The sequence below is a fragment of the Streptomyces fagopyri genome (assembly GCF_009498275.1).
GTDB classification, from domain to species: Bacteria; Actinomycetota; Actinomycetes; order Streptomycetales; family Streptomycetaceae; genus Streptomyces; species Streptomyces fagopyri.
The window spans coordinates 1,096,361-1,117,347 of sequence record NZ_CP045643.1; the positions used below are offsets into that span (position 1 = coordinate 1,096,361).

A 20,987-nucleotide genomic window follows, 5' to 3' on the forward strand; every position below is an offset into this window, starting at 1 on the left:
CTTCGGGCTGCCCCCGAGCGCACAGGCGCTCGGAGCGGAGAAGTCGTCGGAGCCGGTCAACACCGCCGCGTTGCCGCACTCACTCCCAGACAGGTCGGATGTCATCATACAAACTCCGTCCCAGGTCTAGGACTTGGCGCCATGGTTCCGTACATTCATCGGATGTCTGAGCCTTCGCTCGTCCTGTGGGAGATCGACTATGCGCACCATTGTCGCCGCGTGCCTTGCTGCCGCCGTGGCCTGTCTGGGTTTCACCGGCGGCCCGCCCGAAGCCGTCGCCGCCGACGCGTCCGCCCACGCGGCGGACACTCTGCATGTCGCGCCGGACGGGCGCGGTTCGGCGTGCAGTGACCGGAATCCGTGCAGTCTCGAGACCGCTCGCGACCGTGCGAGATCTCTTGTCCCGCAGGCCCCCGGCGACGTCGTGGTCGAACTGGACGGCGGGACCTACCGGCTCACCGCTCCCTTCCGGCTGGGCGTCCAGAACTCCGGCCGGCCCGGCCACCCGGTGGTGTACCGGGCGGCCGCCGGGCAGACGCCGGTGCTCAGCGGCGCGACCCGGATCACCGGCTTCGCGCGCGTCGACGCGGCGAAGAACATCTACCGGGCCAAGGTTCCCGCAGGCATCACCAGTCGGGAGTTGTTCGTCGACGGGAAGCGCGCCGACCGCGCCCGCGGGACGCGGAACCCGTCGGGGTTCTCCGTGACCGCCACCGGCTTCACCACCGCTGACGCCTCGTACACCGCGTGGACGAACCCCGCGCAGGCCGAGGTCGTGCACAACAGCGGCTGGAAGCAGATGCGTTGCCCGCTGGCGTCCATCACCCGCTCCGCGCACGGCGGCTCGGACCTCACCGTCGATCCCGGTTGCTGGAACAACAACCACAACGCGGTGCCCAACCCGAGCTTCCCCTTCAACGGCGCCGGACTGCCGTCGATGGACGGCATCACCTGGCTGGAGAACGCCTACCAACTCCTCGGCACACCCGGCCAGTTCTATCTCGACGAGGGCGCCGGGCACCTCTACTACGTGCCGCGCGCGGGCGAGAACCTGGCGACGGCGGACGTCGAACTGCCGGTGGCGCCCGAACTCGTCGACGCCTCGGGAACCCCGGGACACCTGGCCCCGGTCAACGACACCGACTGGCGGGCGACCTACACCGGCAACTGGGGCTACTCCGGGGGCCGGCACCTCGGCGACCTGAACGCGGACGTGCACTACACCGCCGGCAACGGCGACGCGGTCAGCTACACCTTCACCGGCGCCGGGATCCAGGTGCTGTCGGAGACCAACTCCGACGAGGGCACCGCGGACGCGTACATCGACGGGAAGAAGGTCTCGACGGTGTCCGGCGACGGGCCGGAGCGGCTGGCCCAGCAGGTCATGGTCTCCGTCACCGGACTGCCGAAGGGCAAGCACACCCTGCGCCTGGTCAAGACCGGCGGCTCCTACCTGCTCGTCGACGGATTCACCGTGATCCCCGACGTCGTGGCACCCGTGCACGACATCGTCTTCTCCGGGCTGACCTTCGCCTACACCACATGGAACGCCCCGTCCGCCGAGGGCTACGTGGACAACCAGGCCGGGGTGCTCTGGGACCCGGCGACCCGCACCCCGATCCGGATCCCCGCGGCGGTCCAGGTGCACCGGGGCAAACGGATCTCCTTCTCCGGCGACGTGGTCCAGCACACCGGGACCAGCGGCATCGACCTGGCCGACCAGACACAGGACTCCACGATCGAGGACAGCTCCGTCACCGACACCTCCGGCAGCGGTGTCTTGGTCGGCGAGGTGGACGACTACTACCAGACCGACGCCGCCCTGATGACGAGCGGCAACACGGTCTCGGGCAACACCGTGCGGTTCCCCGGCCAGGAGTACCAGGACGCGGTCGGCGTCTGGGTCGGCCACAGCAGGGCGACGACCGTCTCCCACAACGACGTTGGCTACACCCCGTACTCCGGCATGTCCATCGGCTGGGGCTGGGGATGGGCGTCGAACTGCACCTTGCAGGCCAAGCAAGGTCTGCCCGACCCCTGTCTGCACGGCACCACGTACGCCGGCGGCAACAAGATCCTCGGCAACCACGTGCACAGCGTGATGGGCGCGCTCTTCGACGGCGGTCCGATCTACACCCTCGGCGGCCAGTCCGCACCCTCGGAATTCGCCGGGAACGTGCTGTCGGAGTGCATCGACGGCTGCAACATGATCTACCACGACGAGGGCAGCTCGATGTGGAACACCCACGACAACGTCGTGCGTTTCGCCAACGGGTCGCTCTGGACGAACCTGTGGACGCCGAGCATCCACGACGACTCGATCCACGACAACTACAGCGACACCGCCTCCTACAACAACAGCGGCACCGACATCACGTTCGAGCAGGCCACCGTGGTGACGGACGGGAACTGGCCGCCGGCGGCCAGGGCCATCATCGACGCCGCCGGCCCCGGCACCCTCCCCGGCCGCACCGTCGACGACGACGACCTGCGGATCTCGTACACCGGCAGCTGGTCCTCCAGCGGTTCCCGCAGCTACGGCGACCTCGACAACGGCGTGCACTACGCGCAGCACGACGGCGCCGCCGCCACGATCACCTTCACCGGCACCGGGATCAGCTTCCTCACCGAGACGAACTCCGACGAAGGCGACATCGCCGTCACGCTGGACGGCCACTCCAAGGAGACCGTCAGCGCGAACACCCCGCAACGGCACGCCCAGCAGAGCGTGTACACGGTCTCGAACCTGCCGGCCGGCACGCACACGCTGACTCTCACCAAGGCCGGCGGCGACTACCTCCTGGTGGACGGCTTCACCCTCGACTGACCGCGGTCACAGGCAACTCACCGCCACCGGGCCGGCCATGCGCCGGGAGAAAGGAAACACCCATGCTTGCCGCACCCAGACGTAAACTGCTCACCGTGCTGACGGCACCCGCCGCGGTCGTCGCACTGCTCGCCGGCGCGCAACTCGCCGTAGGCCGCACGGCCGACTCCCCGGCAACCGCGTCCACCGCCTCGCACGCCCAGGCGCCTCAGGACCGGCGGGTCGCGGCCTGGTCGCCGAGCATGACGGTCGGCGGACCGAACTTCAACGACCAGACCATACGGATGGTCGCCCACTCCACCGTCGACGGCGACGCACTGCGCATCCACCTGTCCAACCTGCGCGGCACGATCCCGCTGTCGGTGGCACACGTCACCATCGGCGCGCAGGCCGACCGGGCCACGGCGGTCGCCCGGTCCCTGCTCCCGGTCACCTTCGATCACCGGCGGTCCGTGACCGTCCCCACCGGCGGGGAAGTGGTCAGCGACCCGGTGGCCATGCACGTCAAGGCCGACCAGAGTGTCCTGATCAGCATCTACCTGCCCCATGCGACCAGTTCCGCCACCTGGCACTCCGACGCCTTCGACACCAGCTACCTGTCGACGCCGGGCGACCACACCACCGAGACCTCCGACGCGTCCTACGTCGCGGCGAGAACCTCCTGGTACTACCTGTCCGGGATCGACGTCGTCCCGACGCACGCCCGCGGCACCGTGGTGGCCTTCGGCGACTCGATAACCGACGGTTACAACACCCCGGCGGGGGCCTACCGCCGCTGGCCGGACGACCTGGCCCGGCGGTTGGCCGCCACCAGCCCGATGGGCGTCGTGGACGCCGGTATCGGCGGCAACCGCGTCCTGACGGACGTCCCCAACATCTGGCAGGGCGTCAGCGCCCGCAAGCGCTTCGCCCATGACGCGCTCGGCCAGCCAGGAGTCCGGGACGTGATCCTCTTGGAGGGCATCAACGACATCGGCAACAACGCCGGTCCCGGCGGCGCGCCACTGACCGCGCAGGACCTGATCGACGGCTACCGCGACCTGATCCGGCAGGCGCACGCCGCGGGAGTCCGGATCATCGGCGGCACCATGCTGCCCGACAAGGGCAACGGCTACTACAGCGACTCCGCGGAGGCGATCCGCCAGGCGGCCAACCAGTGGATCCGCACCAGCGGGGCCTTCGACGGCGTGGTGGACTTCGCCAAGGCCGCCGCCGACCCGGCCGACCCCGCCGCCCTCAACCCGGCCTACGACTCCGGCGACCACATCCACCCCAACGAGGCCGGCATGCAGGCGCTGGCCAACGCAGTCGACCTCTCCCTGCTGACGGGGACGTGACGGCGGTAGCGGCGGCAGGTCGGGTGCCGGCCGGCCCGAAGGGGTGCGGCCCGGCGTCCCGCGGCGCCGGTCAGCCGCGGTTGTTGGTGGGCAGGGGCGGGACGGACGCGTCGGCCTGCGGAAGTTCGGCGAGGAACACGTGCTGCCCGTCGAGGAGTTGGGTGAGGATGCGGCGGGCCGCGCGCAGGAGTCCGGCGACGTCGCCGCCGGCCGGCGCGTAGCTGACGGTGAACCCCTCACGGATGGAGATCACCATGCCGGAGCGGCGCAGGACTCCGTCCACACGTCGGGAACATCCCCGCGGGTGCGGGGAGCAGGCCAATGTGGGGCAACCCCGCTCAGCGCCGACCGACGCCCTCGGGTGACGACACACGACGCGCCCACCTTCCCCCGAGTCCTCGCCCCTTACACCCGAGTCGTTACGCAACGTGAGGAACGATGTGAGAGGCGTGAACGCAGCGAACTTCCCTGCTTGATCGAGGTAACCGGGCAGGTAACCCCTCGCCCTGCGTCACTCGTTGCTGAGCACCATGCGGAACCGCGCGGAGCCGGCGAGCATCTTGCGGTACGCCTCGTCGGTCTGGTCCAGCGGCACGACCTCCGTCATCGGGCGGATGCCGTGCAGGGCGCTGAACGCCATGGTGTCCTGCGTGTCCTGGGACGTGCCGCTCGGATGTCCACGCACGATCTTCGCGCTCGTGATCAGCCGGCTCGGGCTGATCCCCAGCGGTGTGGCGTCCAGGCCGATGACGACCAGTTCCCCGCGATGGCGCAGTCCGTCCACGGTCGCCGTGATCGCCTCGGAGTTCGAAGCGGTGGCCAGGACGACCTGTGCGCCGCCGAGCGACCGCAGCGCCTCGGCGACCGGGGTGTCGGCCGTGCTGTCGACATAGTGGTGGGCGCCGAGCCGCTTGGCGAAGTCCGCCTTGCCCCCACCGCGGGCGATGGCCACCGTCTCGCAGCCCATCGCGACCGCGTACTGCACCGCCAGGTGACCGAGTCCGCCGACCCCGAGAACGGCCACCAGGTCGCCCGGCCGCGCCGAGCTGCGCCGCAGTCCGTTGAACACGGTCACGCCCGCGCAGGCCAGCGGGGCCGCGTCGGTCGCCGCCATCGCGTCGGGGATCCGGGCCAGGGTGTCCACCGGAACGACGACCGACTCCGCGTATCCGCCCTCGTACGCCCACCCGGGAACCTTCAGGTTCTCGCAGACGACGAAGTCGCCTTCCCGGCAGGGCGTGCAGTACCCGCAGGCGCCGCCGAACCAGCCGATCGCCACCCGGTCGCCGACCTCCCAGCCGCGGCCCGGCGTCCCCTCGCCGAGTTCCTCGACGCGTCCGGCGATCTCGTGCCCGGGGACCAAGGGGAACGTCACGCCCGGAACCCCGGCGTTCACGAAGAAGGTGTCGCTGTGGCACACCCCGCAGGCGTCGACGGTGACCCGCACATGGCCGGGGCCCGGCGGAGTCGCCTCTCGCTCGGCGATCTCGAACGGACCGCCGGCGGACTCCACTTGAGCGACTCGATAGGTGGTCATCTGGATCCCTGCCTTGGAGAGTCGGAGCGATCTCGAGGCTCTCTGTCCGCAGGTGGTCATGGGAGGCCCGCGAACCCGACGCGTATCAAACGCGGACCGGACAGGCGGGCATCGCCTCTGTGGTGTGCGCCGGTCAGCGGCGGGGTGCGGGTGCGCCCTCGCACCTCGACAGGCCGCTGGCGGACGCGGCGGCGGGTGGTTTCACGTTACAGCAGCTCACAGGGGTCGGCGAGTTCGCCGATGCCCCGGCTGTCGCGGTCACGCCAGTTCCCGTTCCCGCCCGGGTGCCCGCAGTGAGCGCAGTGGGCCGCGGTGCAGCGGAGTCGTGTGCCAGCGCACGCCGAACGTGCCGTCCGGCAGCGCGCAGCTCACGGTCAGGCGGTGCGGGGTCTCCAGGAACACCACGTCGAAGCGGAGGGTGTCCGGGTCCGTCCATCCTCCGCTCGCCGCCATGGGGATCGGTCCGTCCTCGACCGTCCACTCCGCGGGGGCGAGCCGCAGTTCGTGCCGCTGGTCGCCCTCCGTGAGCGACACCCTCCAGCCGTCACCGTCCTTCGGGGCCATCACCTCGACGCCCGTCAGGGTCCGCTGCTCCGCGCAGACACCGTCCCGAGGGGCGAACACGGCGCCGGCCCAGGCGTCACCCGCGGCCGGCGGCACGGCGCTCGCCTCGACCGGCGGCAGGGCCAGTCCCGCCAGCCGGCGTCGCAGCTCCTCGTCCTCCGTGCCCGGGAGCGGCGCGGAACCGAACGCCGGGAGGAGGTGCCGCCACACCAGGTCCAGCAGGCCCTGCATGTCCTCGGTCGCCGCCGTCGTCGCGATCACCGCGTCCTGTTCGGGAAGCACCAAGCAGAACTGCCCGAAGGCGCCGTCACCGCGATAGCCGTGCCGGCCCATCCAGAACTGGAACCCGTATCCCCGCTCCCAGTCGGAGCGGTCACCCGCGGCCGTACCGTCCGCGGTCGGGATGTGTTCGCGCGTGGCCTGCTCGATCCACCAGGAGGGCAGCAGACGTTCGCCGTCCCAGACACCGTCCTGGAGGTAGAACTGGCCGAGCCGGGCGATCGCGTCCGTCGTCGCGTGCAGACCGCTGAAGCCGAGGTCGCGACCCGGCGGACGCTGGAGCCAGGCGGTCTCGCCGATGCCCAGCGGGTCCAGCAGGCGGGGCCTCAGGTACTCGGTCAGCGACTGGCCGGTCACCTTCTGGACGATCGACGCGAGCGTGTACGTGGCGGGCTGGTTGTAGGCGAAGACGGTTCCCGGCTCGCGGTCCGGCGGCACGAGGAGGAATCCCCGCACGATCTCCTCGCGGTCGACGCGGGCGGCCGCCTCGAAGGTCTCACCGAGGTGACCGCTGGCCATGGACGCCACGTGCCGGACGAGCATGGAGCGGCTGCGCGGATCGGTGATCTCGGCCTCGAACTCGGGGAAGTACGAGATCACGGGGTCGTCGAGGCGCACCAGTCCTTCCGCCACGGCGAATCCGGCGGCCGTGGACGTGAAGCTCTTGCTGAGCGAGTACAGCAGGTGGAGACGGTCGGGTGTGTACGGCGCCCACCAGCCGGAGGCGATCACATGTCCGTGGCGCAGGACCATCAGGCTGTGCGGTTCGATGTCCGGCGAGGCGTCGACCGCGTCGAGGAACGCGTGGACGCCGGCGGCGTCCACGCCCTGTGCGGCGGGGGTGCTGACGGGCAGCGGACGGGCACTCATACGCGGGCCTCCGGGGCGGCTCGGAAGGACGACGGACGACGACGGACGACGACCGGTGGTGACAGGTGGTGACAGGTGGTGACAAGTAGCGGTGACGTGACGGACGGTGGCCGTCGGTCCGGCGGGTGACGACAGTTCGCGGCGGACCGTGACTGGTCGTGGCGGGCGGGGGCGACACTCGGTGCATTCACCATCCTTCCCCGGCGCACGGCCGCCTGTCCATGAGGCGCGTGCAGGACCCTTGAGGCCCAAGTGGCGTGCTGCGTAGGATCGTTGACACAGGAATGAAACGTTTCAATCATGAAGGGCGACACATGGCCAGGGATTGGAACCGCCGCGTCTTCCTCCGCAGCTCCGCGGGCTCCGTCGCGGGAGCTTCCGCCGCACTCGGTCCCGGCGGCGCCGTCACCGCGTCCGCGTCGCCCGGTCCGGGCCCGAACACCCCGCGTGGGGACGGGCTGCACATCGGGCGGACGACCGTCGAGTACGCCGAGACACTGCTCGGCACCGAGGTCGAACACCCGAGACTCACCTGGGAGTTGACCGCCCCGGGCAGAGGTGCCCGGCAGTCCGCCTACCAGGTGCGGGTGGCGCTCACCGAGAAGGACCTGCGCACCGGACGCCGCCTCGTCTGGAACTCCGGCCGCGTCGCGTCGGACCGCACCGTCGGCATCGCCTACGCGGGACCCGCCCTGCGACCGCGTACCCGCTACCACTGGCAGGTCAGGGTCTGGGACGGCAAGGGCCGCCCGTCCGCGTGGAGCGCGCCGCGCTGGTGGGAGACAACGTTGCCGAAGGACGGCTGGGAGGGGTTCTGGATCGGTGGCTCCGCAGCGCCCGAGCCGCCCGGCCTCACGGGCGCCTCGTGGATCTGGTCGCCGGGCTCGACCGCCGACGGGGCACCCACCGGGCCCTGCTGGTTCCGCGCCGCGACCGCACTTCCCGCGGGGACGCAGGTGCGCCGGGCGACACTGGTCGCCACGGCCGACGACGACTTCACGCTGTACCTCGACGGCCGGCAGGTCCTCCACCAGCCCGAGCAGACGGACGCCTGGCGCACCGGACATGTCGCCGACGTCACCGAGCAGGTCCGGGGAGCGGGCGCGGGCAGGATCGTGGTCGCCGCCGTCGCGACCAACCGCGGCAACGTGTCGGTCAATCCGGGCGGCCTTCTCCTGCGCCTCCTCGTGGAGACCGTCGCCGGCGCTACGGTCGAACTCGTCACGGGTGAGAACTGGCGCTGTGTCAGGGACGAGCGGACAGGCTGGCAGCAGCCCGGATTCGACGACGGCGACTGGGCCCCGGCCGTCGTGCTCGCTCCCTACGGACAGGGCCCCTGGGGTACGGGGGTGTCCCTCAGCGCCCCCGAACAGCCCGCTCCCCTGCTGCGCCGCGAGTTCACCGTACGCAAGGCGGTGACGCGCGCCCGGCTCCACATCAGCGGACTCGCCTACTACGACGCCGAGATCAACGGTGCCCGCGTCGGCCGCCAGGTGCTCGACCCCGGATTCACCGACTACGACGAGACGGTGCTGTACGCGGTGCACGACGTCACGGACCAGGTGCGGCGCGGCGCCAACGCGATCGGAGTCACCCTCGGCCGGGGCTTCTTCGGGCTGACCACGCCCAACGCCTGGAACTGGAACCGGCCGCCCTGGCACGGTGAGCCGCGGCTGCTGGCACAGTTGGAGATCGACCACCCGGACGGCTCGCGCACCGTCGTCGCCTCGGACGGGCAGTGGCGGATCACCGATGGTCCCACCCTCTCCAACTCGCTGTACGCGGGCGAGACCTACGACGCCCGCAAGGCACCCGCGCACTGGACGCGCACCGGCTTCGACGACCGGGGCTGGCAGCCGGCCGAGCGGCAGGCGGCGCCCAAGGGGACCCTGCGCGCGCAGGGGCACGACCCCATCGAGGTCGCCGAGACCCTGCGCCCGGTCGGCGTCGCCGAGTTGAGCGAGGGTGTGTACGTCGTCGACATGGGCCGGACGCTCGCGGGCTGGACGCGGCTGACCGTGCGCGCGCCCGCCGGGACGACCGTCCGTCTCGCGCACGGTGAGCGACTGAACCCCGACGGCAGTGTGCTCGCCCGCAACGATCTGGTGCCCGGACGCTGCCAGACCGACGAGTACGTGTGCGCGGGCGGCGGCGCGGAGGAGGTGTGGGAGCCCTCGTTCTCGTACAAGGGTTTCCGCTACGTCCAGGTCAGCGGGCTGCCGTCGGAGCCCGAGCCCTCGCAGGTGCTCGGCCGGGTGGTGCACACCCGGGTGGCGACGACGGGTACCTTCTCCTGCTCCGAGCCGTTCTACGAGCAGTTGGAGCGGGCGATGCGCCGTACGGTCCTGAACAACCTGCACGGCATACCGACGGACACTCCGGTGTACGAGAAGAACGGCTGGACGGGAGACGCCCAGCTGGGCGCGCCCGTGTGGACCTACGCGTTCGGGATGCACCGCTTCCTGACGAAGTGGCTGGGCGACCTGAAGGACAGTCAGAACGCCGAGGGGCAGCTGCCGGTGATCGTGCCGAGCGGCGGCTGGGGCTACCACGAGCTGGCACCGGCCCCGGAGTGGACGACGGTCTACCCCTTTCTGCTGCGGGAGATGTACCGCGTCTACGGGGACGAGCGCACGGCCCGCGACCACTGGGCACCGCTCGTGCGGTACCTGGACTGGGAGATCGCCCGGCTCCGGGACGGGCTGGCGGTGACCGCCCTGGGCGACTGGCTGCCGCCGGGCTACGGCGGAGTGCCGCCCGAGGACACCAGACTGACCGCGACCGCGTATCTGCACCGCGCGCTCACCGGCACGGCGGAACTGGCCGACCTGCTGGGCGACTCCGGGGTGGCGACCCGCTACCGGAGTACGGCCGACGCGCTCAAGGAGGCGTTCAACGCGGCCTTCCTCGGCGCGGACGGCCACTACCGCACGGCGAAGGACCCCGACTACCGGCAGACCAGCAACTGCCTCCCGCTGGCGTTCGGTCTCGTGCCGCCCGGCGCCCGGGCGACGGTGGTCGACTCGCTCCTGGCCGACATCGAGCGGCGCGGGAACCATCTCGACACCGGTGCGCTGGGCACGAGTGTGCTGTTGCGCGAGCTCTCCGCTCAGGGGCATCCGGAGGTGGCACACGCGCTCGCCACCCAGCGCACGTACCCGGGTTGGGGCTACTGGTTCGACCACGGCGCCGACACCATGTGGGAGGCCTGGCCGCTCGACTCGCGCTCCCGGGACCACTACTTCCTGGGCACCGTGGTGCAGTGGCTCTACGAGAACGTGGCGGGCCTGCGCCCCGGCGACGCCGGCTACCGCACCTTCACCGTCCGTCCGGACGGCCGGACCGGCGTCGACTGGGCCCGTACCTCGGTGCACACGGTGCGGGGTGAGGCCGCGGCCGCCTGGTCCGTCGTCGACGGGACGGTCCGGCTGTCGGTGCGGGTGCCGGTCGGGGCGACGGCGGAGGTCCACGTACCGGCGGCGAGCCGTGCGGCCGTGGCGGCTCCGGGCGGGGCGGTGTTCAGGCGCGCGGAGCCGGGGTTCGCCGTGTACGCGGTGCCGCACGGGAGCTGGGACTTCGTGGCCCGCTCCTGAGCGGCGCCGGAGGCCGCGGCGCGTCGGCGAAGGAAGTGTCAGGGGGTTGTGCAGACCCTGCCGGGGACCGCGCAGGGTCTGCCGGAGATTGTCCGGCCACCGACATAATGCACGGATGATCAAGCCCTCCCCCGCCTCGGCGCCGGCGCGGCGGGTCCCGGTCGTCGTCATCGGCGCGGGGCCCGCCGGACTCACCGTCGCGAACGTCCTGCGGGCGGCGGGCGTCGGCTGTGTGGTCCTGGAGACCGAGAGCCGGGCGTTCGTCGAGCGGCGGCCCCGCGCCGGGTTCATCGAGGAGTGGGCGGTACGGGCGCTGCGCGAGCGGGGGCTCGCGGACCGGCTTGTGGAGCGGGCGCAGGCGCACAGCGCGTGCGAGTTCCGCGTCGACGGCGCACGTCATCGCTTCCGGTACGCCGAGCTGACCGGGGAGCGGCACTTCGTCTATCCGCAGCCGCTGCTGGTGACCGATCTGGTGCGCGAGTACGCCGACGTGCGGGGCGGCGACATCCGTTTCGGGGTACGGGACGTGGCCCTGCACGGTCTCGACGGCGACCGGCCCTCGGTGCTGTACACGGATCCGGCCACGGGCGACCGGCGGCGTGTCGACTGCGAGTTCGTGGCCGGCTGCGACGGAGCTCGCGGAGTGACCCGCTCCTGTGTGACGCCCGGTCGGGGCACCGTCGCCCGTCACGACTACGGTGTCGGCTGGCTGGCGCTGCTGGCCGAGGCGCCGCCGTCCAGCGACTGCGTCGTCTTCGGCGTCCACCCCCGGGGGTTCGCCGCTCATATGGCCCGCGGTCCGGAGGTCACCCGCTACTACCTGGAGGTGGCACCGGGTGAGGATCCGGAGCGCTGGTCGCACGACCGCGTGTGGTCGGAGCTGCACGCCCGGCTGGCGGTGGCCGGGGCACCGGCGCTGACCGAGGGGCGGCTGATCGAGAAGCGCGTGCTCGACATGCACAGCTACGTCGTGGAACCGATGACGTACGGACGGCTGTTCCTGGCGGGCGACTCCGCCCACCTCGTGGCGCCGATCGCCGCGAAGGGCATGAACCTCGCCCTGCACGACGCCCTGCTGCTGGCGGACGCCCTCGTCGCGTACCGCGGCACGGGGGACGACCGCGGGCTGCGCGACTACTCGGCGGCCTGTCTGCGGCGGGTCTGGGAGTACCAGGAATTCTCGCAGTGGCTGGCCGAGTTGCTGCACGGACCGTCCTCAGGCGATCCCTTCCGGGCCGGTTCCGCGCGCGCCCGGCTGCGGCGGATCCTGGAATCCCCCGCCGCGGCGGCCACTTTCGCCGCGTCGTACATCGGCAAGGACACGGCGAGCTGAACGGCCGCCGGGGGCCGGACGGGGGCTCGGCGGCCCCGCGGGAGGGCGCGCTCGCGGGAGGGCGCGCCCGAACTGTTCGTACATGTGCGCTACATGAAAGAAATTCAGGAAAAACAGGACCCCGGAACCGTCCGCCGTTGAACACCCACCGTCACACCCGCCGTACCAACGGGAAAGGTGAGTGCCCGGTGTGCAGTGAGGGATGGCCATGATCAAGGTGCAAGTCTCCACGGACGAGCCGGTCGCGGGAAGATACCGGCTCCTGGAGGTCGTCCACCAGGAGGAGGGACGCGACGGCTGGAACGGCCAGGACGTCGAGTCCCGGCGGCTCGTGACCCTGACGCGGTCCCGGCGCCCCGACCATCTGCGCGAGGAGGCCGGGCTGCGCACCGCCGTGCGGATCACCCGCGAGTCCGAGGCGCTGGGTCTGATCTGCCCCGGGCGGGTGGCCGTCGTCGTCGACGTCGTCGAGGACGACGATTTCCTGTGGACGGTCACCGCGCGGCAGGCGGGCGTCCCTCTGACCGCACTCCTCGGGCACGGCCCCGTCGACCACGTCAGGACGGCCCGCATCGGGCTCGATCTGCTCGATGTCCTGGGCGCCGCGCATCAGGAGGGTTTCACGCACGGCGACCTGAGTCCCGGTCAGGTGTGGGTGGAGGAGTTCGGCGGGATCTCGGTGGGCGGGTTCGGGCTGATGGGAGCCGCCGGCTCGCCCCGCGTCACGGCGCCCTCGTACGCCTCCCCCGAACAGGTCCGCGGTGAGGGCGGCGGACCGGCCACCGATCTGTGGGCGCTGGGCGCGCTCATGTACGAGTTGGTCGAGGGCCGTCCGGTCATCCGGGACCGGGGCAGTCTCGAGGCGACGTTCCGTGCCGTGGAGCGGCTGCCCGTCCGGGCTCCGCTGAACGCCGGGCCGCTCGGTCCGGCCATCCAGGGGCTCCTGCGCCGGGATCCGGTGGAGCGGGTGCCCGAGTCGGTCGTACGGGAGGCGCTCACCCGCATCCTCAGGACGGAGCTCGACGACATGGAACCGGCCGGGACGCCGCCGCTGTTCGAGGAGTCCGGCCTCGCCGCGCCGGGTCCCGGGCGGACGCGCGGCGGACGATCCGTCAGCCGGCCGGTGTTGCTGGCCGGGGCACTGGCCGTGACGGTCGTCTGCTTCGCCGGTCTCGCCGCCGCGGGCGGCCTGTCCGAGCGCGACACGTCCGCGTCGGGCCCCGCGCCCTCCCCTTCCGCCCCCGGCCGGCCGACGGCCTCCCCCGCCGCCACCGCCGGCGGCACGGACCCCCGGGAAACCCCCTCGTCCCCGGCGTCCCGCTCCTCGTCCCCGTCCGCCTCCCTCTCCCCTTCCCCGTCCCGCACCGCCCGGGAGGATCCGCCGGCCGGCTTCTTCCGGTTCACCGCGCCCCAGGGCTTCGGCGTCGACCTCCCCCAGGGCTGGGCGCCCCTGCGGACCGAGCGGTCCGACGACCTGTCCTACCGTGTCCTGCTCGGCGCGAGCGGCGACCCGCGCACCCTGACCGTCACCTACAGCACCCGGCTGGCCTCCGACCCCGTCGCGGTCTGGACCGAGGTCGACACCTCTCTGCGGGACGACTCCATCGACTACGCCCGGGTGGGTGGCATCCGTTCCGTCGACTATCGCGGCTACCGGGGCGCGGACATGGAGTGGCTCTCCACGTCGGACGGGGTCCGTGAGCACACGTTCGGGCGCGGCTTCCTCGTCGGCGACACGCGCGGGTTCTCCCTGCGGTGGACGACCCCGGCGGACGACTGGGACTCGGCCGCCAACCGGCGGGCACTGGACACGTTCCTGCGGACGTTCACGTACACGTCGGGATGATCCCGGACGGCCACGGCCGGCCCGCCGGGTCCGTGCCCCGTCGTACGCCCGGCCCCCGGTCCGGTCCGTCGCCGGATCCTCCGTCCGGTCCGTCGCCTGATCCCCCTCCGGTCCGCCGCCCGGTCCCGTGCCGCCCTCACCCGGCACGCGGGTGTGGGGCGCCCGTGGTCAGCGGCGGTCGGCCGGTCTTCGCCGGGAGAGCCACAGGGCGACCGCATCGGAGATGGGCTGGCCGGTCTCCAGCTCGATGAAGCCGAACTGCCCGCCCTGGTTGCCTTCCAGGAACCACCACACTCCTTCCTCGTCCTCGGCGAAGTCGAAGGCCGCGTAGGCGAGTTCGGTGAAGGCCGTGTACTCCTGGACCGAACGGGCGATGCGCCCCGGTACCGCGACGGGCTCCCAGGCGTGCCCGGTCTCACCGAAGCGTCCGTCGACCTGGCCCGCCACGGCGGTCTTACGCGCACCGAAGAGACGGTCCCCTATGCAGGTGAGCCGGATGTCCGCGCGCTTGGGAATGTACTGCTGAAGCAGCGCGGGTCCGGCCGCCACACCGGAGAAGTCCGCGTCGGGGCCGATCAGGGTGGTGGGCAGCGCCACCGGAGGTTCGCCGGGCGGTGGCCCGGAGGCGGACTTGACCACCACCTGCCGGTACTCCTCGACGAACTGCTGCGCCACCCGCGGCGCGGTCGTGATGACGGTCGGCGGCACCGCGAACCCGCTGCTGTGCGCCACCCTCAGCTGCCAGGGCTTGTGCCGGGCCTGCTCGGCCCGGCGCGGGTGGTTCATCCAGCGGGTCGGGGCGGAGTAGAGCATCCCGAACAACGCCTGCCGGGTCTCCGCGGTCAGCCAGGGCGAGGGCTCCGGAGCGTGCGCCGCGGGCTCCCCCGGACGGCGCACCCACACGGACCGCAGGCCGCCCATGCTGAGCACATGGCCGTTGACCGAGAGGTAACCGTCGAAGTCGCCGTGCGCGTAGTCCGCGGACAGGACGGCCCTGCCCGGCACGTCGGCGGGGTCCAGGCGCACCATGGGCACGCCCTGTTCGTGCAGCCTGGCCACGACCATGTCGGCGGTGACGTCCTGCTCCGCCGTGAGAATCAGTACCGTCATCGGGCTGGGTGGCCGTCAGTCGTCGAAGTGCGTCTGGGAACCGGCGGTGGATGTCGTCGTACCGGTCGCCATCAGGAGAGCGCGGTCGCTGACGGCCGGCCGGCCGTCCGGCAGCACGTTCAGTTGCAGGGACACGTCGAAGTGGTACGGGGGTACAGCGGCCGAGTGCCCTGTGGGCAAGGCGTAGTTGAGGGTGAACGGTCGCACGATGGATCCTCCCGCCGGTCTCACGATGCACTGCCCCCTCCCCTACGTGTGATGACTGTAAGGAATTCATCACTTTGCGCCACATCGGGGTGAACAGCGTCACATCGCGTCGTTTCAGGCTTACTTGATTCCGTTGTTGCTTGTGTGTCTGCTTGATCCGGCCAAACCTACGGCCAAAGCTTCATTCTCTGTGATCTTAACTCCGCACTTACCTTGGAGAGTTCCCGGTGACCGCATCCTTCGTCCCCACCGCAGAATCCGCCGCACGCCCCGACACGCGGGACGCCCTTTCGCACGACGTGCAGAACACGCACGACATGCAGGACGCTCGGGACGCCGTCGCCGTTTCACCTGACGCACAGGACGCCGTCTCCCGTGACGCGCGCGACTTCGGGGCCTACGCGCGCACCGGCGGCTGGGCCTTCGCCCTGAAGGTGGCGCGCAGTGTGCGTCCCGGCGGGCAGTCCGCCGGTGAGACCCCCAAGGTGTCCGCGAAGGAGTTCGCCGGGCTGGCCGCCTGCTCACCCGAGCGGGTCATGCGCTACTACAAGGCGTGGGACAAGGCCGCGGACGACGGTCTCGTCCCGCACTTCGAGGTTCTCGTCCCGGGCGAGGAGATCGAACTGCCGGGCGTGGACGCGTGGTTGACGTACTATTCCGCACGCTCCAGCGCGTCCTCCGAACGGGGAAGCGCCATCGCCGAGGCGGCGCAGGCCGAGGGCATCCGCCCCACCAAGGCGCTGGAGGTGGCCGAGAATCCCACCGCGCTGCGGGCCGCGATCCTCGCCGACCCGTCAACGGCGCAGGCGGCCCGGACCGCGCTCCTGGACCGGGTGAAGGAAGACCCGGCGCTCCAGGCCGAGTTGGCTCGCGACATCGCGCGCACCGACGAGTTGAAGAAGGCGGTGGCCACCGAGACCAGGGCGGCCGACCGGATCGGCTACGTCCGCCAGATCGCCGAGAAGGGGCAGATCAGGACACCGGCGGGGCAGACCCTCGACGCCCCGGCCGAGCTCCGCTCGGAGGCCGAGCGCCATCTGTCGCTCCTCGACGAGCTGGACGAGGGCGAGGGCACGGGCGAGTGGGCGGCCGAGGCCTACGACACGATGAAGGGCCTGGTCGTCGAGACCGTCGAGGCGGATCCCGAACTGCGGGTCCAGGAACGCCGTACGAAGTTCTACAGCAGTCTGCAGCGGGCCACGAAGGTCTTCGAGGAGCTGACCTTCGACGACGCCGACGACATCTACGAGGACGACATGGTGCAGCGCCTGGAGGAGCTCCAGCAGGCGATCGGCGTCTGCATCACGGCACTTCGGGGCGCGGCACCGCGGGAGTGACCCGAGCCGGCGCCGGAGACGGCACCGGTTACGGCGGCGGCGCGGATCAGGACGCGGTCCCCGGCCGGCCCGGCTGGTCCTGGACGAGGTAGTGCGTCATGCGGTCGACGAGGGGGCGCGGCGCGTCCGGCCGGAAGCAGAGGTCGAGGTTGTCCGCGGACTCGGCCGCCGCCGCCCCGCTGCGGACGAAGAGCGCCTCCTCGTACACCTTCAGCGCCTTCTCGACGTCGCCCCGGTGGGCGGCGATGGCCGTCGCGAGTTCGGCGCCGTCGAGCATGGCGAGGTTGGCGCCCTCGCCGGCGAAGGGGGACATCAGGTGCGCGGCGTCGCCGAGCAGGGTGACGCCCGGCGTACGGTCCCAGCGGTGGCCGACCGGCAGCGCGTGGACGGGCCGGGGCACCAGCTCTCCGTCCGCGTCGGCGACCAGCCCGCGCAGCCGCTCGTCCCAGTCGGGGAAGTGCTCCAGCAGGGCCGCCTTCGCCGCCGCCGTCGCCGTGAAGTCGACGGGGCCGGAGGTGGCCCAGTCGGCGGGCGTCCGCAGGGCGGCGTACACGTGCAGCGAGCCGTCGGGATCACGGTGGGCGAGGAAGCCCTTGCCGTCGCCGAGGGCGAACATCAGGCCTTGGCCGACGAGGGCGGCGCCCGCCGGGTGCCGGGTGTCGGCGTCGTCGAGGTGCGCCTCGACGAAGGAGAGGCCCGAGTAGACCGGGGTGGCGTCCGAGACCAGTGGGCGCACCTTCGACCAGGCGCCGTCCGCGCCGATCAGTACATCGGCGGTGAACGTCTCCCCGTCGGCGAGTGTCACCTCGTGCCGGCCGTCGTCCAGGGTCCGTACGGCGGTGACCCTGGCGCCCCAGCGGACGGTGCCCGGGGGCAGTGAGCCGAGCAGGAGGTCGCGCAGCGCGCCTCGCTTGACCTCGGGCCGGCCTCCGCCCTCGCCGTCGTTCTCCATGTGGACGACGGCCGCCTTGTCGAGGATGCGCATGGCCTCGCCGCCGGCGTGGATGAGTTCACGGAAGGCGTCGTGGAGGCCGGCGGCACGCAGCGCGGCCTGTCCGGATTCCTCGTGCATGTCCAGCATGCCGCCCTGCGCGCGGGCGGTGGGCGAGGCGTCGAGGTCGAAGACCGCGGCCTCGATGCCGCTCCGGTGCAGCACGCGGGCCAGGGTGAGGCCGCCGAGACCGGCGCCCACAACGGCGATGGGGTGATGGATCGACATGTCGCTACTCCTTCGGGAGGGTCGGCCGGGACGTGTCGGACGTCCCGTGCCTCGGGGTGTGCAGGATTCCGCTGATCAGCACCTGGAAGCCCCAGTGCATACGGGCCTCACCCGGCCCCGAGAGCAGTTCGGCGCCGGCGGCGGTGACGTGCGGATGCCGTTCGCCCGAGGCGCCGTGCAGTGCGGTGGCGAGAGCGGCCCATTCACCCTCGGCGTCGGCGGGGTCCTTCTCGCCGGGAGCGTGTTCGGCGGCCGTCGCGGTGGCGAACTGCAGCAGCAGATCCACCGCCCAGGCCGCTCGCTCCCGGGGGATGCCGCCCTCGCTCATCAGGGAGAGCAGTGCGTCCAGCAGGTCCAGGTAGCGGTCGCCGAACGGGCGGGACACCAGGGCCGAGCGCGCCAGGCCCGGGTGCTCGAACAGGACGGCCGTGTAGGAGGTCAGCACCTGGACGAGCCGGTCGCGCCAGTCGCCGTCCACGCGGGCCGGGCCGAGGTCGACGGCGCCGAGGAGCTCGTCGAGCACGGCCGCGTGCAGTTCCGCGGTGTTGCGCACGTAGACGTAGAGCGAGGCCGGGCCGGTGTCGAGCTCCTGTGCCAGGCGGCGCATGGTGACCCGTCGAAGGCCCTCGGCGCGCATCAGAGCGACGGCGGTCTCGACGATTCCTTCTCTGGTCAGGGCCGGTTTCGCCGGTCGCTCTCGACGGCTGGGGCGGGGTGCGGGGTGCGCTGTCACCTCTCCAAGGTAACGAACATGTTCGTTGCGAACAAGTACGTGACGAACATGTTCGTGATTCTCGCGACCGCCGCCGCGCCGTACGGTCGCACTCGCGAACGGTCGACCGGACGAGAACGACGGAACGAGAACGACGGGACGAAAGCAGCGGGACGAGAACGACGGGCCGGAGCTCGTCCGGGGTGGTGTCCGGGGCGCGTCCGGGGGGACCTCGTTCTCCCGCCCCGGTTGAGTAGGCGTACTCATGCCCTCGCTCCCCCGCTCCAGCACGATGGGTCGACCCGGACCAAGGAGCCCACCCATGAACGGACTTCGCCCCTCCTCGCTCTCCCGCCGCCCGGCGTCCGAGGGTCTGCCGCGGCACGGTGCCGGGCGACGGGTCCTGCCGGCGGCGCTCGTCGCGCTCGTCCTCGCGGGCCTGGCCGTCTCCGCCTGGAACCCGCACGACCGGACCACCTGGCTGCTGGAGACCGTGTGGGTGCTGCTCGGGCTGCCCCTCGCGGTGCTGTTCCGGCGCCGTTTCCCGCTCACGGACCTGCTGTGCTGTCTGCTGGCGGCGCACGCGCTGGTCCTCGCCGTCGGAGGCCACTACACGTACGCGGAGGTACCGGTCGGCGACTGGGTACGGGACCAGCTCGGGCTCTCCCGCAATCCGTACGACCGGTTCGGTCACCTCATGCAGGGGTTCGTGCCCGCTGTCCTGGTGCGGGAGGTGCTGAACCGCACCTCACCGCTGCGCGGCAGCCGCTGGCTCGCGCCGCTGACCGTGTGCGCGTGTCTGGCCTTCAGCGCGCTCTTCGAGTTGTTCGAGTGGGCGGCCGCGGTGATCGGCGGCCACTCGGCGGACGCCTTCCTGGCCACCCAGGGCGACGTGTGGGACACCCAGTGGGACATGTTCTGCGCGCTGATCGGGGCCACGCTCTCCGTCGTGCTGCTCAGCCGGGCGCACGACCGGCAGCTCGACGCGCTCCGCGGCGGGGGACCCGGTCGGGACGCCCACTGACGGGCTTCCTGCCGTACGCATCGCGCCCGTTCCCGGACACGCCGGACGCCGACCGCCGCCCTCGTTGCGCGAGGTGACGATCGGCGTCCCGGTCGGGGCTGTGGCCGCCCGCTACCAGCGGCCCTCCACCTGCTCCTTGATCCGGCGGTCGTAGAGCTCGTCGATCGCGTCCAGCGTCTCCCGCGACACCGGCGGGAGCTTCGCGGCTTCCGCGTTGGCGTGCGCCTGTTCGGGTGAACGCGCTCCCGGGATCACCGTGGTGACGCCGGGCTGCTGGATGATCCAGCGCAGCGCCAGCTGGGCCGGGGTGCAGCCTTCCGGAGCGAGGGCGGAGAACTCGGCCGCCGCCTCCACACCGGTCACGAAGTCGACGCCGGAGAACGTCTCGCCCTGGTCGAAGGCCTCACCGTGGCGGTTGTACGTACGGTGGTCGTCAGCCGCGAACACCGTGTCCTTGGTGTACTTGCCGGAGAGCAGACCGGAGGCCAGCGGAACCCGGACGATGATGCCGACGCCCGCTTCCCGGGCCGCGGGAAGAACCTGCCGCAGGGGCTTCATGCGGAACGGGTTGAGGATGATCTGGACGCTCGCCACGTTCGGACGGGCGATCGCCGTCAGTGCCTCGTCGCAGGTCTCGACGCTCACCCCGTACGCGGCGATCCGGTCCTCCTCGACCAGGGTGTCCAGCGCGTCGAACACCTCGTCCGACGAGTAGACGGGGGTCGGCGGACAGTGCAGCTGCACCAGGTCGACGCGGTCCACGCCGAGATTGCGCCGGGAGCGGTCGTTCCACGCGCGGAAGTTGTCGAGGACGTAGTTCTGCGGGATCTGCTCGACCCGGCGGCCCATCTTCGTCGCGACCATCACATGCAGATCGGGACGGCCGCTCACGAAGGACGCGATCGTCTGCTCGCTGCGTCCGTCGCCGTACACGTCCGCGGTGTCGAAGAAGGTCACCCCGGACTCCGCCGCCGTCTCCAGCACCGCCCTGGCGTCCGCCTCGCTCACATCGCCCCAGTCGGCGCCGAGCTGCCACGTGCCGAGACCGATGACCGACGCCTTCTGACCTGACCTGCCGAATTCACGCTCGTCCATGTGATCAGTCTGTCATCCCCCGGGGACAGCGGCGGCACCCCGGCCCCTCGACGGCCCTCGCCGACGCGCCGGGTCGTCGCCGGTGCGCCCGCCGGTC

At 71.6% G+C, this 20,987-nt stretch carries 14 protein-coding genes and 1 pseudogene; 7 read left to right on the plus strand and 8 right to left on the minus strand.

Annotated features, from left to right (window positions below; all coding sequences use genetic code 11):
- Positions 1-199: 199 nt before the first annotated feature.
- Positions 200-2,827, plus strand: coding sequence for a hypothetical protein (locus GFH48_RS04650; protein ID WP_153287033.1), 2,628 nt, complete (start codon positions 200-202; stop codon positions 2,825-2,827).
- A 62-nt stretch (positions 2,828-2,889) separates the two neighbouring features.
- Complete coding sequence (locus GFH48_RS04655) at positions 2,890-4,164, plus strand: SGNH/GDSL hydrolase family protein (protein WP_153287034.1); 1,275 nt, start codon at positions 2,890-2,892, stop codon at positions 4,162-4,164.
- Positions 4,165-4,234: 70 nt separating this feature from the next.
- Here the strand turns inward: GFH48_RS04655 and GFH48_RS04660 are convergent.
- From GFH48_RS04660 to GFH48_RS04670, 3 genes and pseudogenes are all read right to left on the minus strand, one after another.
- Positions 4,235-4,438, minus strand: a pseudogene (locus GFH48_RS04660) (transcriptional regulator); the annotation flags it as partial.
- Positions 4,439-4,675: 237 nt separating this feature from the next.
- Positions 4,676-5,701, minus strand: a complete 1,026-nt coding sequence (locus GFH48_RS04665) for an alcohol dehydrogenase (RefSeq protein ID WP_153287035.1) — start codon at positions 5,699-5,701, stop codon at positions 4,676-4,678.
- Positions 5,702-5,959: 258 nt separating this feature from the next.
- Positions 5,960-7,414, minus strand: coding sequence for a serine hydrolase domain-containing protein (locus tag GFH48_RS04670; protein ID WP_153287036.1), 1,455 nt, complete (start codon positions 7,412-7,414; stop codon positions 5,960-5,962).
- Positions 7,415-7,728: 314 nt separating this feature from the next.
- Between GFH48_RS04670 and GFH48_RS04675 the strand changes: the two genes are divergently transcribed.
- From GFH48_RS04675 to GFH48_RS04685, 3 genes are all read left to right on the plus strand, one after another.
- Positions 7,729-11,007, plus strand: coding sequence for a family 78 glycoside hydrolase catalytic domain (locus GFH48_RS04675; RefSeq protein ID WP_153287037.1), 3,279 nt, complete (start codon positions 7,729-7,731; stop codon positions 11,005-11,007).
- Positions 11,008-11,122: 115 nt separating this feature from the next.
- Positions 11,123-12,340, plus strand: coding sequence for a 4-hydroxybenzoate 3-monooxygenase (locus tag GFH48_RS04680; protein ID WP_153287038.1), 1,218 nt, complete (start codon positions 11,123-11,125; stop codon positions 12,338-12,340).
- A 208-nt stretch (positions 12,341-12,548) separates the two neighbouring features.
- Positions 12,549-14,186: a serine/threonine protein kinase gene (locus tag GFH48_RS04685; RefSeq protein WP_228120360.1), complete on the plus strand. Its 1,638-nt coding sequence runs from the start codon at positions 12,549-12,551 to the stop codon at positions 14,184-14,186.
- A 168-nt stretch (positions 14,187-14,354) separates the two neighbouring features.
- Here GFH48_RS04685 and tgmB read toward each other — a convergent pair whose 3' ends face one another.
- On the minus strand, positions 14,355-15,296 hold the full coding sequence (tgmB, locus tag GFH48_RS04690) for an ATP-grasp ribosomal peptide maturase (RefSeq protein ID WP_153287040.1): 942 nt from the start codon (positions 15,294-15,296) through the stop codon (positions 14,355-14,357).
- 15 nt (positions 15,297-15,311) lie between these two features.
- A complete protein-coding gene (gene tgmA, locus GFH48_RS04695; RefSeq protein ID WP_148008417.1) occupies positions 15,312-15,503 on the minus strand; it encodes a putative ATP-grasp-modified RiPP in 192 nt (63 codons plus the stop codon).
- Positions 15,504-15,820: 317 nt separating this feature from the next.
- On the opposite strand from tgmA, the gene GFH48_RS04700 reads away from it, so the two are divergent.
- Positions 15,821-16,840 (plus strand): hypothetical protein, encoded by a 1,020-nt coding sequence (locus GFH48_RS04700; RefSeq protein WP_153292718.1) that lies wholly within the window; start codon positions 15,821-15,823, stop codon positions 16,838-16,840.
- Between the two features lie 46 nt (positions 16,841-16,886).
- On the opposite strand, the gene GFH48_RS04705 is transcribed toward GFH48_RS04700, so the two are convergent.
- Together GFH48_RS04705 and GFH48_RS04710 are read right to left on the minus strand one after the other, a co-directional pair.
- Positions 16,887-18,059 carry an FAD-dependent oxidoreductase gene (locus tag GFH48_RS04705; protein ID WP_153287041.1) on the minus strand — a complete coding sequence of 391 codons (1,173 nt, stop codon included), beginning with the start codon at positions 18,057-18,059 and terminating at the stop codon, positions 16,887-16,889.
- A gap of 4 nt (positions 18,060-18,063) precedes the next feature.
- Entirely contained in the window at positions 18,064-18,792 is a 729-nt protein-coding gene (locus tag GFH48_RS04710; RefSeq protein WP_228120362.1) for a TetR/AcrR family transcriptional regulator, read from the minus strand.
- A gap of 301 nt (positions 18,793-19,093) precedes the next feature.
- Between GFH48_RS04710 and GFH48_RS04715 the strand changes: the two genes are divergently transcribed.
- A complete protein-coding gene (locus GFH48_RS04715; protein ID WP_194280493.1) occupies positions 19,094-19,795 on the plus strand; it encodes a DUF2238 domain-containing protein in 702 nt (233 codons plus the stop codon).
- 111 nt (positions 19,796-19,906) lie between these two features.
- Here GFH48_RS04715 and GFH48_RS04720 read toward each other — a convergent pair whose 3' ends face one another.
- Entirely contained in the window at positions 19,907-20,890 is a 984-nt protein-coding gene (locus GFH48_RS04720; protein WP_153287043.1) for an aldo/keto reductase, read from the minus strand.
- Between the last annotated feature and the right edge of the window lie 97 nt (positions 20,891-20,987).